A 16,657-nucleotide genomic window follows, 5' to 3' on the forward strand; every position below is an offset into this window, starting at 1 on the left:
AAAAACCGCGGCCCAAGGGCCGCGGTTCTTTTGCTGCAGGTCAGGCATCAGCCCTTGGCGCGCAGCTTCTCCGGGTTGATCAGGAAGCGGGCCAGGGCCGGCAGCAGCCAGATCGCGCCGATCATGTTCCAGAGGAACATGAAGGTCAGCATCAGGCCCATGTCGGCCTGGAACTTGATCGCCGAGAAGATCCAGGTCGCCACGCCGATGGCCAGGCACACGCCGGTGAACAGCACCGCCTTGCCGGTGGACTTGAGGGTCTCGTAGTAGGCGTCCTGCAGCGACAGGCCCTGACGCAGGTAGGTCTCCATGCGGCTGTAGATGTAGATGCCGTAGTCCACGCCGATGCCCACACCGAGGGCGATCACCGGCAGGGTGGCGACCTTGACGCCGATGCCCATGTAGGCCATCAGGGCGTTGCCGAGGATCGAGGTCAGCACCAGCGGCAGGATCACGCACAGGGTCGCGGCCAGCGAACGAAAGGTCAGCAGGCACATGATGCTCACCGCCGCGTAGACCGCGATCAGCATGGTGGTCTCGGACGCGGCGATCACCTCGTTGGTGGCCGCCTCGATACCGGCGTTACCGGCCGCCAGCACCACCTGCAGCTCGTCGCTGCTGTGCTGCTTAGCGAACGCCTCGGCGGCGGCCACGGCACGCGACAGGGTCTCGGCCTTGTGGTCCTCGAGGAACACCAGCACCGGCGCCACCGAGCAATCGGCGTTGTACAGGCCTTCGGCACGAGCGATGGAGTTGTTCAGCACGTCCTGGTTGCGCGACAGGGTTTCCCATTTCAGGTTGCCCTCGTTCATGCCCTTGATCACCTGCTTGGACACGGTGACCATGGAGATGGCCGATTGCACGCCCTGGGTGTTCTCCATCTGCCACATCAGCTCGTCCATGGCGGCCAGGGCCGGATAGGTGGAGCAGCCTTCGGTGGCAGTCTTGATCATCACCACCAGCACGTCGGAGCTGGTCGAGTAGTTGCGGATGACGAAGTCGTTGTCCAGGTTGTAGCGCGAGTCTGGATGCAGTTCCGGGGCGCCCTGGTCGAGGTCGCCGATCTTCAGGTTCTGCCCGTACCAGACGCCGCCGGCCAGGGCCACCACGGCGACCACCACGGAGATCGGCGCCACCATCGGGTGGGCGAAGTTGGAGATGGCACGCCACAGCGGATGGTCCTTGGCTGCCTCTTCGCGGCTGATCTTCACCGCCTTCTTGCTGATGCCGATGTAGGAAATCATTACCGGCAGCAGGATCAGGTTGGTCAGGATGATCACCGCCACGCCCATCGAGGCACCGATGGCCAGTTCGCGGATCACGCCGATGTCGATCAGCAGCAGAGTGACGAAGCCCACGGCGTCGGACAGCAGCGCCACCAGGCCGGGGATGAACAGCTGACGGAAGGCCATGCGCGCGGCGGACAGGGCGTCGGTCGCCTCACCCGAGGCCATGGCGATGCCATTGATCTTCTGCACCCCGTGGGAGATGCCGATGGCGAATACCAGGAACGGCACCAGCATCGAATAGGGGTCGAGACCGAAGCCCAGGGTATGCAACAGGCCGAGCTGCCAGACCACCGCGATCAGCGTGGTGATGACCACCGCCAGGGTGCTCTTGAAGCAGTGGGTGAACCACAGCAGCAGGACGAAGGTGATGCCGATCGCCACGGCGAAGAACAGCGCCACGCCGAACAGGCCGTCGATCAGGTCGCCGACCTTCTTGGCGAAGCCGATGATGTGCACCTTAACGTCGGGGTTCTGCGCCTGGTATTTCTCGCGAATCTTCTCTTCCAGCTCGTGGGAGAACTTCTGGTAGTCCAAGGACACCAGCTTGCTCTGGTCGTTGGGGTCCGGGTAGGACTCCAGCAGCGGCACGTCGATGATGCTCGACTTGAAGTTGTTCGCCACCAGGCGGCCGATCTGTCCGGACTTGAGGATGTTGCTGCGCAGGTCCTCCAGGCTTTCCACGGAACCGTCGTAGGTCTGCGGAATCACCTCGCCGCCGGCGAAGCCTTCCTCGGTCACTTCGGTCCAGCGCACGCTGGGGCTCCACAGCGACTTGAGGCCGGAACGATCGACGCCGGGGATGTAGAACACCTCGTCGTGGATCTGCCGCAGGGTCTCCATGTATTCCTTGCTGAAGATGTCGCCCTCGGTGGCTTCCACCGAGATGCGCACCGTATTGCCCAGGTTGGCCAGGTCGTTACGGTGCTCGAGCATCTTCTGGATATAGGGGTGACCCAGCGGAATCATCTTCTCGAAGCTGGTCTGCGGGCGTACCTGGGCGGCCTGGTAGAACAGGAACAGGCTGATCAGCAGGCAGATCAGGATCACCGCCGGGCGATTGTTGAAAATCAGCCGCTCGAGGAAAGAGGCAGGCGTTTGTTGATGCTTGGTCATGCAAAGGCTCCCGGCTTGTTATTGTTGGCCCAGATCGGCGCCGGTCGCGGCGGCGAGGTGAACGCCGCCCTGCCCCACCAGGATCAGGTTGCCGTTATCCAGTGCAGTTACCCCGGCCAGCGAGATGCGGTCGGGACGGTTGATCAGGCTGAAACTCTGCCCATGGTCGGTGCTGCGCAGCACGGTGCCGCCATGGCCGACCACGGCGATGCTGCCGTCGGCCAGCAGGGTGCCATCGGCCAGGCCGAACTCCAGCGGGCCGTTGTTCGGCGTGTTGATGACGATCTGCTGCCAGCTGTCGCCGAAATCGGTGGAGCGGAACAGGTGGCCGCGCAGGCCGTAGGCCAGCAGGGTGCCGGCCTGGTCGGTGCCGAGCACGCCGAACAGCGAGCCATCGTAGGGCTGCTCCTCGATGCGTTCCCAGGTCTGTCCCCAATCGGCGGAACGGAACATCTGACCGAGTTCGCCGACGACGAACAGCCCCGCATCCTTCACCGAGGTGATGGCATTGAGGTGATAGGCATCTTCGTTGTCGAGGCGGTCGCTGACGTCTTCCCAGTTCTGCCCGCCGTCGCTGGTTTCCAGCAGCGCGCCGTAGGCGCCGATGGCGTAGCCGGTTTGCAGGTCCTTGAACCAGATGTCCAGCAGCGGCGCTTCGCGCTCGAGGTCTTCGAACTGCTTGGTCCAGCTCAGGCCGCCGTCACTGGTGGCGAGGATCTGCGCGTCGTGGCCGACAGCCCAGCCATGCTGCGCATCGACGAAGAACAGCGAGGTGAGCATCTGCCGGCTGGGCACCTTGGCCTGCGTCCAGCTCTGTCCCTGGTCGTCGGAATAAAGGATATGGCCGCGGTCGCCGACGGCGACCAGGCGCTTGCCGGTGTTGACCACATCGAGCAGCAGGCTGTGCACCGCCTGGGGCGACTCGATGGCATAGCCGGCCTCTGCGGCAGCCGAGGTTTCGGCCTGCAGCGGCGCGGCGGCGAAGCTCAACACGGACAGCACACTGCACAGCGAGAGCGCTTTGGCCAGCGGCGAATGGACACGGAGCGCCGGTTTGCGCGCCAGGATGGACGCCAGACCGGACTGGGTGCGCCGCATGACGGGCTCACTCATATACCTTCCCCCTTATTGTTATAGGCGGTACTGCCTGATTAGCAGGCCGCTCATCCTAGCGAGCTTCGGAAAGCCCTGACAATCGGCGCGACGTTATGTTTTGTTAAGGCCGCAGCCGCTTGAGCACGGCCCATTCGCCGAGCTGATACGAAAAGGCCGCTACTACTGTAGCGGCCTTCGCGTGAGACTACACGACTATTAGCGGGTGCCGCGACGACGCAGGGCGGCCGGCTTGAAATAACCGTCGTCCGGAATCGCCTGGCTGAAGTCGATGGTGTTGTTCTCTTCGTTGTCCAGGTTCTGCACGTGGTAGCGACGCGCCTGCAGATCGTGGAACACGTCCAGCGCGGACCAGGTGGTCGGCAGGTCGTAGTAGTTCTTCAGGTAGGCGATGGATACGCGCCACAGCTCGCCGCGACCGTCGTACTGATCCACCACCGCGGCCTGCCAGCTGTCCTCGTCGAGGAACAGGGTGCGCTTGGAATAGATGTGGCGGGCGCCGGACTTCAGCGTACCTTCCACCACCCAGACGCGGTGCAGCTCGTTGCGGGTCAGCGCCGGGTTGAGGTGGCCGACCTGCAGCAGATCCTTGTACTTCACGTCCGGGCTGGTGACCTGGTAGTTGTTGTAGGGGATGTAGATTTCCTTCTTGCCCACCAGTTTCCAGTCGTAGCGATCCGGCGCACCGTTGAACATGTCGGTGTCGTCGGCGGTACGCAGGCCGTCGGCGGCAGCGATCGGGGTGTCGTAGGCCAGGTTCGGCGCACGCCGCACGCGACGCTGGCCAGCGTTGTAGCCCCAGGCCTGACGCGGCTCCTTGACCTGATCCAGGGTCTCGTGAACCAGGGTGGCGCCACCGGCCAGGCGCGCCGGGCTGGTGGTGAACGACAGGTAGTAGAACATGATGTTGTTCAGATCGGCGAAGGAGCCGTTCTGCATGTAGTACTTGAACATCGCCTCCTGCTGCGAGGTCACCAGCGAGTAGGCGCCGTTGCGCTGCACCGCCACTTCCGAGGCGCGGCGCACGATGTAGGTGCCGCGGTAGCGGGCGATGTGGTTCCACAGCGCCTCGACGCCGTTCTGCGGAATCGGGAACGGGATGCCGCCATAGGCATTGCTGAAGCCGTTACCGCCATCGGCCAGCTTGGCGCTGGTGGCGTTCTTGATGCTGTTGTCGTAGACCCACTGCGGCGCGGAGCCGGAGCGGCGGGTCTGGTACACCGGCATCTGGTAGGTTTCCGGATAGGCCTTGAACATGGCGATCTGACCCGGGGTCAGGTTGGCCTCGTACTGGCTCAGGTTGGCCGCGGTGATGGTGAACAGCGGCTTGTCTTCCGGGAACGGATTGACGTGGTGCTGGCCCGAGCGGGTGTAACCGGCCGGCGCCTGGGTGATGCCGCCGGTCCAGGCCGGGATGGTGCCGGCGGCGTTGCCGGCCTTCTCGGCGCCGAAGGGGGTCAGGGTATCGCCGAGCTTGGCGGCTTCCTGCGGGGAAACGGCTGCCAGTGCGGTGCCGGCGGAAAACGCCAGTGCAACGGCTACGGCCATCAGCCTGTGCTTGTTCAGCATGGTAATTCTCCGTGAAGAGTCTGGCCGAACGCCCTGCGGCGCCCGGCTGTTTTTCTGGTTATGGGTCTTTAGAGCCTGTTTACGATCTCGCGAGCTAGAGATAAACGGTGGCGAAAACGGCCGAGGAAGCGGAGTTTACGTATGTAAATGAGCATTCCGAGGTCGTTTTCAACGCCGTTTAGCCGACGCGCAGCAGATCGTGGACAGGATCGTTAGAAGGAGTACTTGACGTTGACGCCGACGTTGTCGCGGTCGCGCGAACCGTTGTTCTGCCCGGCACCGTAGAACTCGGTGTACTGGATCTCGGCTTCCAGGCTGTTCAGGTAGCTGGCGCGCATGCCGACGGTGTAGGCCATGCGGCCTTCGACGAAGTTGCCGGTCTGGTGCGAGTTGCCCTCGAAGTCGTGCTTGAACACGGCGAACGGCGACAGGTTGACGCCGGCGTAGACGTCGTTCCAGGTGCCGGACATGACCAGGGTGTAGCCGTAGGCGTTCTTGTTGATCTGGTCGTCGCGGTCATAGCCAGAAACGTAGGAGTTGTTCGGCCGGCCGGCGTAGTAGCGCACGTTGCCCTGGTAATCGACGTACTGCAGGCTGTCGCCGCGCACGTGCTCGGACGCCAGCTCGGCGACGCCGAACAGCGAGTCGAAGCCCAGCGACGGACCGAAGTTGTAGATGGTGCCCAGCGAGGTGTTGAAGGCCTCGACGCGGGTGGAGTTGTGGATCTGATCGTCGATATCGACCATCTGACCGCCGATGTTCACCGGGCGGCCGGCAGACAGGTGGGCGGCCTGGCCGAGCAGGTCGCCGAGCAGGTCGTTGGTGGTGGCGATGCCGATCGGCAGGTTCGGCCGGTAGGACAGCTCGCCGAACACCGAGGCCTCGCCGACCGTGGTGTTGAAGCTCATGCCGTACATGCGGATATCTTCGGCGTACTCGCGGCGGGCGTTGACCTGGTTGGCCACGTCCACGGCGGCGGCGCCGTTGACCAGGCCCAGCACGGTAGCCGCGGCCGGGTTGCTGGCGGCCTGACTGACCAGATCGTCGTAGCTGGTGGCGCTGACGCCCAGCAGGCTGCCCAGGCTGGCCAGCTGATCGATATTCAGGCCGGCGTAGGTGGAGTTGATATCGGCGTAGATGGTCGGTTCTTTGGCGTGGTAGTTGACGAAGTAGAAGCCGAACTCGGTGGAGTTGAGCTCTTCGGCGATATAACGGAAGGCGACGCCGAACTGGCCATCGTTCTTGGCATTGATGTCGGAGCCGACGTTGGCCACCTTGATCACGCCGTTGCTGTCCAGATAGTTGGTGCCCTGCAAGCCGCCGAAATTAGCCGGCAGACCGGCGAAACCGCCATTCACCGCGCCGTTGTAAACGGTCTGGAACAGCGGATTGGACAGTGCATCGACCGTGGTGTAGGCGGTATTGCCGCCATCGGCGAACAGATCGGTCTCGGAGAAATAGGTGCCCACCGGGTCGACCGCGGTTTCCTTCCAGTTCCACTGGTAGAAGGCTTCCATCGACAGATTGTCGGTCAGGCCGAGGTTGAAGCTCAGCGCCTCGACCGGCACCAGCACTTCCTTCACTTCCGAACCGGGCAGGCGGAACTTGGCGGCGTCGACCGGGTTGGTGGTGTTCACCCCGCCGCGGTAGAACAGACCTTCGCCCCAGTTGAACACCTGCTTGCCGAGACGGCCGGAGACCGGCATATCGCCCACGTCCCAGTTGCCGTAGACATAGGCATCGAGGATCTGCGCATCGCGGCCGGCCTTGTGCCGGGTCTCGTAGGTGAAGCTGTCGTCGCGCGGGAAATTCTGGCTCGGCTGGGCCGGATCGTTGGCGCCGTAGTAGTCGTTGCGCTTGTCCATGATCTGGGTGTCGTAGAACGCGGTGCCGCGCACGAACACGCCGTAGTTCTGATACGAGGCTTCCAGATCGGTGGTGATCTTGAACACTTCGGAAACCAGGCCGGTATCGAAGTTGCGGTTGCCGTCGTTGGTGTTGATGTCGTTGTTGCTCTTGTCCTGGCCCTGCACGCGCCACAGCTGGCCGTAGGACACGGTGGTATCGATGGAACCGGTGATTTCATTGTCGGCGAAGCTGAACTCCACCGCCTGAACCTGGGCGGCAACCAGCAACGGCAGGACGCCAGCGAACGCGAAGCCGGCGGTGGCCGGGGCAAATCGCAGAACGGGCTTGCGGGACTTAATTTCCATCGAGACTTTACTCCGTGGACAGATCATTCTTTTGGGCGATCCCGCAGGCGGGACGGCGATATGCCGTACTGACGACGGCTTGTTTTGGCTTGCGCCAATGCATTGCAGCGGCCCCTGGCACAGCGGCGTGGGGCCGAATCCCGTCCTGCACTGCAACCATGGTGCCAATTCAAACGGGCGTATCAGCGCAAAGGCGCTAGTTAGACAATCGGCGGTGTTTCCTTCGGTGACTGATCATTCACTGACCAATCTGTCAGCTATTCGCCTGGCCGGTGGCGTCTTTTGTCCTACGATCCGACGCTTTATGCCCCTTGCTAGAGGTCTCGCGTGGGTTTTCGCGCAAGCAAGAGCGCCACTCAGTCAAGGGCCAAGACCCTAACTTAAGTGTGCAAATGCATAACAGGCGAAGGGCATATTTCTTTGAGTAACAAAAAAGTGTTACCAGCCAGAGACTGGTAACACTTCTTGTGCAGCAGAACCCGTCTTAGGCCAGGCTTTTGCTCACCACCTCGTAGACATCGCTGGACAGCTCGCCGGAGGCGAGGATGCGCTGCAGTTCGGCCTGCATTTGCGCCTGACGGGCGGCGCCGTACTTGCGCCAGCGGGTCAGTGGCGCCAGCAGGCGCGAGGCGATCTGCGGGTTGAGGGCGTTGAGGGCGATCACCTGGTCGGCGAGAAAGCGGTAGCCCGCCCCGTCCGCGCGGTGAAAGTTGATCAGGTTCTGGTTGGCGAAGGCTCCGATCAATGCGCGCACCTTGTTCGGATTCTTCAGGGTGAAGGCTTCGTGCTGCATCAGAGCATGCACCCGCTCCAGGCCTCCCGGCAGCGGGCAACCGGCCTGCACGCTGAACCACTGATCCATGACCAGCGGATTGTCCTTGAAGAAGTCGGCGAACATGGCCAGGGCCTTGCCCTGCTCTTCCCGGAACGGCGAGTTGACCAGCACGGCCAGCGCGGCCAGACGCTCGGTCATGTTGTCGGCGTTCTCGAACTGGTCGACGCAGGCCGCCAACACCTCGGGCTTCTCGCTGAGCATCAGATAGGACAGCGCGATGTTCTGCAGGCTGCGGCGGGCGAAGTGGGCGGCCTCGGCGACATAGGGGGTGACCTTGGACACTTCGCGGTTGGCCTGGTAGCGCGCCCACAGTGGCTCGAACAGCGCGCTGGCCAGCTCCTTGCGGGCGAACTCGCGGGCGACGTGGATGGCCTCGACGTCCGCTACTTCACTGATCTCGGTGAGATAGGCTTCGCCCGGCAGCGAGAGCATCTCGGCGACCATGGATTGATCCAGCGCTTCGTCCTCGAGCAGCGTGCGCAGCGCCGTGACCAGGCGCCGATCCAGCAGCAGGGTCTCGCCGCGCTGCTGCTGGCCGATCAGCTCCTGCAGCACCTGCACCGACAGCTGCTGGCCGGCTTCCCAGCGATTGAAGCCGTCCGAATCGTGCTGCATGAGGAACATCAGCTGGTCGCGGTCGTAGGGAAAATGCAGCTTGACCGGTGCGCTGAAGCCGCGCAGCAACGACGGCAGCGGCGGCTCGGCGACATCCACGAAGGTGAAGCATTGCTCGGCCTCGGTGACCGACAGCACGCGGCTGGTGCCCTGCGCGGCAGCCTCGCCCTGCAGGCGCAGTGGCAACTCAACGCCTTGGGCATCGAGCAGGCCGAGCGCCACGGGAATCACGAACGGCAGCTTTTCGCTCTGCCCCGGCGTCGCCGGGCAGCTCTGGCGGAAGCTCAGGCTGTAGGTCTGCGCCGCATCGTCATAGGCTTCGCTGACTTCCAGACGCGGCGTGCCGGCCTGGGTGTACCAGCGCTTGAACTGGGTCAGGTCGATGCCACTGGCATCTTCCATGGCCTTGACGAAATCGTCGCAGGTCACGGCCTGGCCGTCGTGACGCTCGAAGTACAGATCCGAGCCCTTGCGGAACAGTTCCGGCCCGAGCAGGGTGTGAATCATGCGCAGCACTTCCGAACCCTTCTCGTAGATGGTCAGGGTGTAGAAGTTGGAGATTTCCATGTACGCGTCCGGGCGCACCGGGTGGGCCATGGGGCCGGCGTCTTCGGCGAACTGGTGGGTGCGCAGGTAGGCCACGTCCTCGATACGCTTGACGGTGCGCGAGTGGGTGTCGGCAGAGAACTCGCTGTCGCGGAACACGGTGAAGCCTTCCTTGAGCGACAGCTGGAACCAGTCACGGCAGGTCACGCGGTTGCCCGACCAGTTGTGGAAGTACTCGTGCGCCACTACCGCCTCGACCCGCTGGTGGGCGGCGTCGGTGGCGGTCTCGGCCTTGGCCAGCACGCAGCTGGAGTTGAAGATGTTGAGGCCCTTGTTCTCCATGGCGCCCATATTGAAGTCGTTGACCGCGACGATCATGAAGATGTCCAGATCGTACTCACGGCCATAGACCTCCTCGTCCCACTTCATCGAGCGCTTGAGGCTGTCCATGGCGTGCTGCACCTTGTCGATGTTCTCCGGCTCGACGTAGATGCGCAGCGCCACTTCGCGGCTGCTCATGGTGGTGAAGCTGTCTTCCACACACCAGAGATCACCAGCGACCAGGGCGAACAGGTAGGCCGGCTTCTTGAACGGGTCTTCCCAGGTGGCCCAATGACGACCGCCCTCCTCGCTGCCGCTGGCGATCGGGTTGCCGTTGGACAGCAGCACCGGGTAGGCATGCTGTTCGGCGCTGACAGTGGTGGTGAACTTGCTCATCACGTCCGGGCGGTCGAGGTAGAAGGTGATCTTGCGAAAGCCCTCGGCTTCGCACTGGGTGCAGAACATCGTGCCGGACTTGTACAGGCCTTCCAGCGCGGTGTTGCTCTCCGGGTGGATGCGCACACTGCTGTCGACCACGAAGCGTTCCTGCGTCGGCTGCAGGGTCAGGTGGCTGTCGGTCAGCGTGTAGTCGCCCTCGCCCAGTTCGCTGTCATCGAGCTTGAGCTCCAGCAGTTCAAGCTGCTGACCATCCAGCACCAGCTTCGGCAGGCCAGCGCCGGCGTCGGGGTTGCGACGCATGACCAGTTGCGCGTGCACCAGGCTGTGATCCTCGAACAGCTCGAAGGTCAGGTGGGTCTCGTCGATCAGGTAATCGGGAACCTGATAGTCCTTGAGGTAAATGGTCTTGGATTGTTCGGTGCGCATGGCTCTTGGCCTCTCGTCTGCGGCGCCCTGGGCGCCGGTGGCAATCGGGTGTCAGGCGGCAATCTCGTGGATGGCCAACTGATAGGCGGTGTACTTGCGGATATTGATCACGCCGGTATCGAACATCAGGTACTGGCCCTTGATACCGAGCAGAGTACCTTCGGCCAGGGGCTGCTTGTCCAGATTGAAGCTGGTGATCTTGGCCGGGTAGGCCTCGATGGGGTAACGAATCTCCAGCACTTCGGCTGCGCTCAGCGGCTGAATGGCTTGCAGGCCGAAGCGTTGCTGCAGCTCGGTGATGCCCGAACCGCAGCTATCGAACAGTTGCTCGCGAATCGCCAGCAGATCGACCGGCACGGCATCGCCCTTGAGCAGCGCGCGCCAGTTGGTCTTGTCCGCCACCTGGCTACGCAACAGGTCCTCGACGAAACCGGACTGCTGCCGGGTGGCCACGCGCAGGATGGGCAGCGCCTGGGTCGCACCCTGGTCGATCCAGCGCGTCGGCACCTGACTGGCACGGGTGATGCCGACCTTCACGCCGCTGGAGTTGGCCAGGTAGACGATGTGATCGGTCATGCAGAACTGCTCGCCCCAGCTCGGCTCGCGGCAAGTGCCTTGATCGTAATGGCAGCGCTCCGGACTCATGATGCAGACGTCGCATTGCGCCAGCTTCTGCATGCAGGGGTAGCAATAACCCTGGCTGAAGCTGGTCTTGGTCTTGCGCCCGCAGTGCGTGCAATGGATGGCGCCGAGGTATTCCAGGCGCAGGTGCTTGCCCACCAGCGGGTTGACCGGTACTTCTTCGTCGCCAAGACGGAAGGCGTATTGCACTGGCGCATCCAAATGCGCCTTCATCTTGCTCAGCGAGCCACGTCCCAATTCACTCATCAGTGCAGGGTATCCGAGGACTTGAACAGCAGATTGGGTACCGGCTCGGATTTGCTGCTGCACTCCTGCGGGCCCATGTAACCGGTGCGTTCCTCTTCCGGCAGGTTCTGCATTTCCCAGGCGATCATCGCCTGCAGGCTCAGCTCTTTCTGTTCCTGGGTCAGCTTGCGGCCGTCCGGCCACTTGCCGATTTCCACGGCCAACTTGAGGCTCTCGTAGATTTCCGGGGTGATGTTTTCAATCGCATCGAGAAAGGACGACATACAGCTCTCCAAGTAAAACATAGGGCGGGTGAAACCCGCCAAAACGCCGAGCTGGCGGGTTGCACCCGCCCTACAGGTCAAAAAGTCGAATCAAGCGCTACGTCGGGCCAGCATACCGCCAAGCAGCCCGGTCAGGCAGCCGGTGAGCAAGCCACCGACATGCGCAGCATTGGCGATGGCGCCGAACTGCAACAACTCGAAGATGCCGGTCATGCAGATCAGCAGCCAGGCCAGCATCATCACCAGCACGCCGGGCGGCAGTCGATAGGCAGCGTTCGGTGCCAGACGCTGGTAGATCCAGCAATGCCCGAGCAAGCCATAAAGTACGCCGGACAACCCGCCGAACAACGACGGCCCGGCCCACCAGTATTGGGCGAAGTTCGATGCCAGGCCGAACAACAGGGTCAGCCCGAGCAGGCCGATGGCCCCCTGGCGAAACTCGATGCGCCGCCCCAGCTCCCAGTACCACAGGCTGTTCATCGCCAGGTGCAACCAACCGAAGTGGATCAGCATCGGCGTGATCAGGCGCCACCATTGACCGCTGCCCAAGGTGGCATCCAGATAGGTCAGATAGATGTGCTCGCCGTCGATACGGAAGTCGACGAAGCTCAGCCAGCGGATGGCGGCGAAGTTCTCCCCGGCCGCGGTCACGGCGAAAACGATGAAAGTCAGCAGCAGCACGGCGCCAGTCAGCGGACTGCGGCGCAGTTGCAGCAATATGCCCTCGCGCTCCGGCGCGACGGGTTCGGCAACCACGCCGGCGGCATCGCCATCCGGGTAGCGTGCATAGAGCTCGCGCACCTGTTCGGCCAACTCCTCGCCGGCCACCCAGAGCACCTGCTCGCCGCCCTCCTCGATCACCCGGTGCGGCACCTGCAGACGCCGCAGCAGGGCGACGAAACCACTCAGATCGGCGGCGAGCGGCAGGCGCAGCACGGCCACGGCACTCATCGCGGCGCCTCCGCGGGATCCACGTCGACCCAGACGAACTTGCCCGACTCCAGGCGCTGCTCCTGGTCCAGGCGGTAGGCCACCAGCTTGCCGCCAACCACCGCGCTGTAGTCCAGGCAGGCCAGGTTGGCGCGGATCGGCGCCGGCTTGCCGCGGCGCCAGTAGTGGCCGACGAACAGCAACGGCTCGTGTGCGCCGTAGCGCAGCAGCTCGTCCTTCTGCAGTTCGGTCAAAGGCGTCTGCGCCGCCAGTTCGGGCAGTGCGTCGGGCTGGAAGACGATGTCGCCGTAGGTCTCGGGATTCTCTTCCCAGAACTTGGTACGGAAATAGGAACGGGTGAAGCCGTCGTCACTGGTCAGGGTCAGGCCGTGCGGCAGGCGCATGTCGGTGCCGCGCAGCAGGCGATCCAGGGCTAGGTTGGCGAAGCTGCCGGGCACCGCCGAGGCCTGGACGAAATGCTCGTCGATGCAGCCGTCGGCGAACTGCGCGCGCAGCGGCTCGATCAGGCCGCTGTCCCAGCAGGCATGCACCACGCGAAAACGCCCGGCATCGAGAAACAGCGGCATCTCGTAGAACCAGCGCAGGAACTCGCGCCATTCCTGCGGATAGGCCTCGAACTGCGCCAGGGTCTCGCGCATCAAGCGCTGGTGGCGCGGGCTGTGCTCGCGGACGAACTGCCGACCGCTGCCCGGCGGCGCCGGCGTGCTCCAGCCCAGGGCGTTGAATTCGTGGTTGCCCATGATGCACAGCGCCTGGCCGGCCGCGACCATGGCCTGCACCAGGTGCAGGGCCTCGCGGATGCCGGGGCCGCGGTCGATCAGGTCGCCGAGGAAGATCGCCTGGCGCGAGGCATGGCGCCACACGCCGCCCTGCTGGCGATAGCCGAGCTGCTCCAGCAGACGCTCCAGGGTGCGCGCGCAGCCGTGGATATCACCGATCAGGTCGTAACCACGATGGGGGTCGAGGGACATTCAGTCGTGCCCCCCGAGGCGGCTACCCCAGCCCAGCTTGGTGCGGCAGACCTCGTAATAGTTGTGATCCAGCGGATGGATCAGGCGCAGCTTCTGCGCCTTCTTGGCCACGTGCAGGGTGTCGCCCGGCGCGCAGGTGAAATGGTTCTGACCGTCGCAGGAGACCTGCGGGTAGATCTGCAGGTCCTGCGACACCACTATCTTCAGCTCGCTGTTGCCGTCCACCACGATCGGCCGGCTGGACAGGGTGTGCGGGTACATCGGCACCACCACTATGGCGTCGAGCTTGGGGTGCATGATCGGCCCGCCGGCCGACAGCGCGTAGGCGGTGGAGCCGGTCGGGGTGGCGACGATCAGGCCGTCGGCCTTCTGGCTGCAGACGAACTGGCCGTCGATGAACAGCTCGAACTCGATCATCCGCGTCGACTTGCCCGGGTGCAGCACCACGTCGTTGAGCGCATCGCCCTGGCCGATGGCTTCGCCGTGGCGACGCACCTCGGCCTCGAGCAGGAAGCGGTTCTCGGTCAGGTACTGGCCTTCGAGCACCTGGGCCACCTTGAACTCCAGCTCGTCGGGGCGGATATCGGTGAGAAAGCCCAGGCTGCCGCGGTTGATCCCCAGCACCGGCACCTTGTGCCGGGCCAGCGCGCGCGCCGCACCGAGCATGCTGCCGTCGCCGCCGACCACTATCACCAGGTCGCAGACCTCGCCGAGCATCTTGCGCGAGGAAGTCTGCAGGCCGTGGCCGGGCAACACCTCGGCGATGGTGTCCTCGAGGATCACGTGCAGGTGGCGGTCGATGAGATAACGCTTGAGTCGGCGGACGGTCTCCAGCACCCGCGTGCTGCCGAGGCGCCCGATGATGCCGATATTGCGAAATTGCTCCATGGGATGCCCGCCAGACTTGAGAAGGGAGAGACGGCGATTATCGGTCAAAGGCCGAGGCCGCAGCAAACCGCCCACCGCACTGGGCTATGCTCGCTTACATGAGCCCGCTCGATGTCCTCCACGATCTGCCCCGCCACCTGCACCGCCCCGCCGTCCGCGACCTGGCCTGGGTGCTGCTGTCGCCGCCGCTGCTCGGGCAGACGCCCAAACCGCAGCGCCACCCGCTGCAGGCCAGCCGCTGGGGCACCCAGCCGGCGTTGCTGGCCGACTGGCTGCGCCGGCTGGACCGCGACGACGGCGAGCTGAGCGCCTGGCTGGCCGGCAATCCGGTGCGCCGCCTGGGCCTGTACTACGAACGCCTGTGGCAGTTCGCCCTGCATGGCGCGCCGGATATCGAGGTGCTGGCGGCCAACCTGCCGATCCGCCAGAGCGGCCAGACCCTGGGCGAGCTCGACCTGCTGCTGCGCGACGCCGAGGGCGAGCACCACCTGGAGCTGGCGGTGAAGTTCTACCTCGGCCCGCCCGCCGAAGACGGCGGCGACGCCGCGCAGTGGCTCGGCCCCGGCAGCCACGACCGCCTCGACCTCAAGCTGGCCCACCTCAGCCAGCGCCAGCTGCCGCTGTCCTCGCGGCGCGAGGCGCGCAGCACGCTCAACGCCCTGCGACTGGGCGACACCCAGGCCGCCCTGTGGCTCGGCGGCTACCTGTTCTATCCCTGGGCGCAGACCTGCGCCGCGCCGCGCGGCGCCTCGCCGCAGCACCTGCGCGGACGCTGGCTGCACCGCCGCGACTGGCCGGCCTTCCTCCGCGAGCAGCCGCCGAGCGTCTGGCAGCCGCTGCCGCGCCTGGCCTGGCTGGCCCCGGCGCGGGTGGACGCCGAGCAGCGCTGGTCGGGCGAACGCCTGCAGCAATGGCTGGATGCCCTGCCGGCACAGGCCGGCGCGCAGTTACTGGTAAGTTTGGAAGAAGCCGCTGACGGCAGCTGGCAGGAAGTGCAGCGGATCTTTCTGGTCGGCGACCAGTGGCCGGGCCAGGCCGAGCCCCAGGCGGTCGACAGCCCGTAGCCCGGCTGCAATCCGGGACAGGTTGCGGCCCTCCGCGGATTGCATGCGCGCCGCAACCGCCCCGCCGTCAGCTCAGCGGCTACGTTCGATGCGCCCGCCCGAACGCGCCAGGTAGCCGGCGCCGCTCTCGCACAGCAGGGCGTCGCGCTGCACCGCCGGCAGGCCATCGAGGCCGTTGCGCAGGGCGTAGACGCTGTAACCCAGCTGGGCGAGGAGAAACACCGCGCTGGCGCTGCGCTTGCCGCTGTCGCAGTAGCACAGGTAGGTGCGCGCCTTGTCCAGCAGACGCGCCTTCAGGCGCAACAGCTGCAGCGGCATGTGCAGGGCCTGCGGCGCATGCGCCTGCTGGTATTCCTCGAGCAGGCGCACGTCCAGCCACTGCGCGCCCTGAGCCAGCAGGCGCGCCGCTTCGCCGAGGGACACCTCGGCCACCACCGGCGCCTTGAGCAGGGCGAAGAACTCCTGGCGATCCAAGCGCAGCACGCTGCCGTCCTCGAGCATGGTCACCGTGGCGTTGCGCGGCCGGTCGGCCAGCAGCGCCTCCTCGCCGAAACAGGCGCCCACCTCCAGCTCGGCCAGCACCTGACTATCGCCGCCGGCGCCACGGATCACCTCGGCACGGCCGCTTTCGAGGAAAAAGCAGCAATCGCCCGCCGCGCCCTCCTCCAGCACGCGGCTGCCGGCCGGGAGCTGGACGCGCTGCAGGCGGCCGAGCATGTTCTGCACGTTGGCCGGCGGCACCTTGGCGAACAGCGGGTTGTCCAGCAGGCGCTCCAGCCACTCGACGTCCGCGCCGCTCTGCTGCAGCGCCAGCAGCAGGTCCTGGTAGGCCAGGCGCCAGGTCAGCAGACGGTCCAGGGTGGCGCTGTCGATGGCCAGCACGCTGACGTCGCTCAGCGCGCGCGCCTCGTGCAACCGCGGCAGGCTGGGCGACAAGGGATGGCAGCTGGCCTCGCTGCCGGCCCGCAGACGCTGCACCTGGCCGTCGGCGCCCTGCAACTGCAGCTCGCCCGCCAGCAGGTAGTAGGTCATGCGCGCCTGATCGCCCTGGCGGAACAGCAGTTGGCCGGCCAGCAGGGGCTGCGGCACCAACTGGCTGCGCAACTCGCGCCACTGCTGGTCGGACAGCACGTTGAGCGGGGTCAGGCTGCGCAGCTGTTCGGGGTGGAGAGGTTCACTCATGGGGGATTCCA

Annotated in this window: 12 protein-coding genes; 1 reads left to right on the top strand and 11 read right to left on the bottom strand. The window is 64.8% G+C overall.

Annotated elements, in window-relative coordinates; genetic code table 11:
- Positions 1 to 47: 47 nt before the first annotated feature.
- The 10 genes from EA796_RS02285 to EA796_RS02330 form a co-directional block, all read right to left on the bottom strand.
- The gene (locus EA796_RS02285; protein WP_122107376.1) at positions 48 to 2,402 is read right to left on the bottom strand and encodes an RND family transporter; all 2,355 of its coding nucleotides are present in this window, start codon (positions 2,400 to 2,402) and stop codon (positions 48 to 50) included.
- A gap of 18 nt (positions 2,403 to 2,420) precedes the next feature.
- A complete protein-coding gene (locus EA796_RS02290; protein WP_256679065.1) occupies positions 2,421 to 3,515 on the bottom strand; it encodes a YCF48-related protein in 1,095 nt (364 codons plus the stop codon).
- 198 nt (positions 3,516 to 3,713) lie between these two features.
- On the bottom strand, positions 3,714 to 5,084 hold the full coding sequence (locus EA796_RS02295) for a DUF1329 domain-containing protein (protein WP_122107378.1): 1,371 nt from the start codon (positions 5,082 to 5,084) through the stop codon (positions 3,714 to 3,716).
- A 212-nt stretch (positions 5,085 to 5,296) separates the two neighbouring features.
- On the bottom strand, positions 5,297 to 7,297 hold the full coding sequence (locus EA796_RS02300) for a DUF1302 domain-containing protein (protein ID WP_122107379.1): 2,001 nt from the start codon (positions 7,295 to 7,297) through the stop codon (positions 5,297 to 5,299).
- A 484-nt stretch (positions 7,298 to 7,781) separates the two neighbouring features.
- Positions 7,782 to 10,439, bottom strand: a complete 2,658-nt coding sequence (gene pepN / locus EA796_RS02305; protein WP_122107380.1) for an aminopeptidase N — start codon at positions 10,437 to 10,439, stop codon at positions 7,782 to 7,784.
- A 51-nt stretch (positions 10,440 to 10,490) separates the two neighbouring features.
- Positions 10,491 to 11,327 (bottom strand): DUF2797 domain-containing protein, encoded by an 837-nt coding sequence (locus tag EA796_RS02310; RefSeq protein WP_075748594.1) that lies wholly within the window; start codon positions 11,325 to 11,327, stop codon positions 10,491 to 10,493.
- Entirely contained in the window at positions 11,327 to 11,590 is a 264-nt protein-coding gene (locus EA796_RS02315; protein ID WP_017679055.1) for a YeaC family protein, read from the bottom strand. Before EA796_RS02315 ends, EA796_RS02310 begins: the two co-directional genes overlap by 1 nt.
- 90 nt (positions 11,591 to 11,680) lie before the next feature.
- Positions 11,681 to 12,541, bottom strand: a complete 861-nt coding sequence (locus EA796_RS02320) for a rhomboid family intramembrane serine protease (protein ID WP_122107381.1) — start codon at positions 12,539 to 12,541, stop codon at positions 11,681 to 11,683.
- Complete coding sequence (locus EA796_RS02325) at positions 12,538 to 13,512, bottom strand: metallophosphoesterase (RefSeq protein ID WP_122107382.1); 975 nt, start codon at positions 13,510 to 13,512, stop codon at positions 12,538 to 12,540. Before EA796_RS02325 ends, EA796_RS02320 begins: the two co-directional genes overlap by 4 nt.
- Positions 13,513 to 14,400 carry an NAD(+) kinase gene (locus EA796_RS02330; RefSeq protein ID WP_021445926.1) on the bottom strand — a complete coding sequence of 296 codons (888 nt, stop codon included), beginning with the start codon at positions 14,398 to 14,400 and terminating at the stop codon, positions 13,513 to 13,515.
- 98 nt (positions 14,401 to 14,498) lie between these two features.
- Between EA796_RS02330 and EA796_RS02335 the strand changes: the two genes are divergently transcribed.
- Entirely contained in the window at positions 14,499 to 15,464 is a 966-nt protein-coding gene (locus EA796_RS02335) for a DUF1853 family protein (protein WP_122107664.1), read from the top strand.
- Between the two features lie 72 nt (positions 15,465 to 15,536).
- On the opposite strand, the gene EA796_RS02340 is transcribed toward EA796_RS02335, so the two are convergent.
- Entirely contained in the window at positions 15,537 to 16,646 is a 1,110-nt protein-coding gene (locus EA796_RS02340; RefSeq protein WP_122107383.1) for a cyclic nucleotide-binding domain-containing protein, read from the bottom strand.
- Between the last annotated feature and the right edge of the window lie 11 nt (positions 16,647 to 16,657).

Source organism: Pseudomonas sp. AOB-7 (assembly GCF_003696305.1).
Lineage (GTDB): Bacteria > Pseudomonadota > Gammaproteobacteria > Pseudomonadales > Pseudomonadaceae > Aquipseudomonas.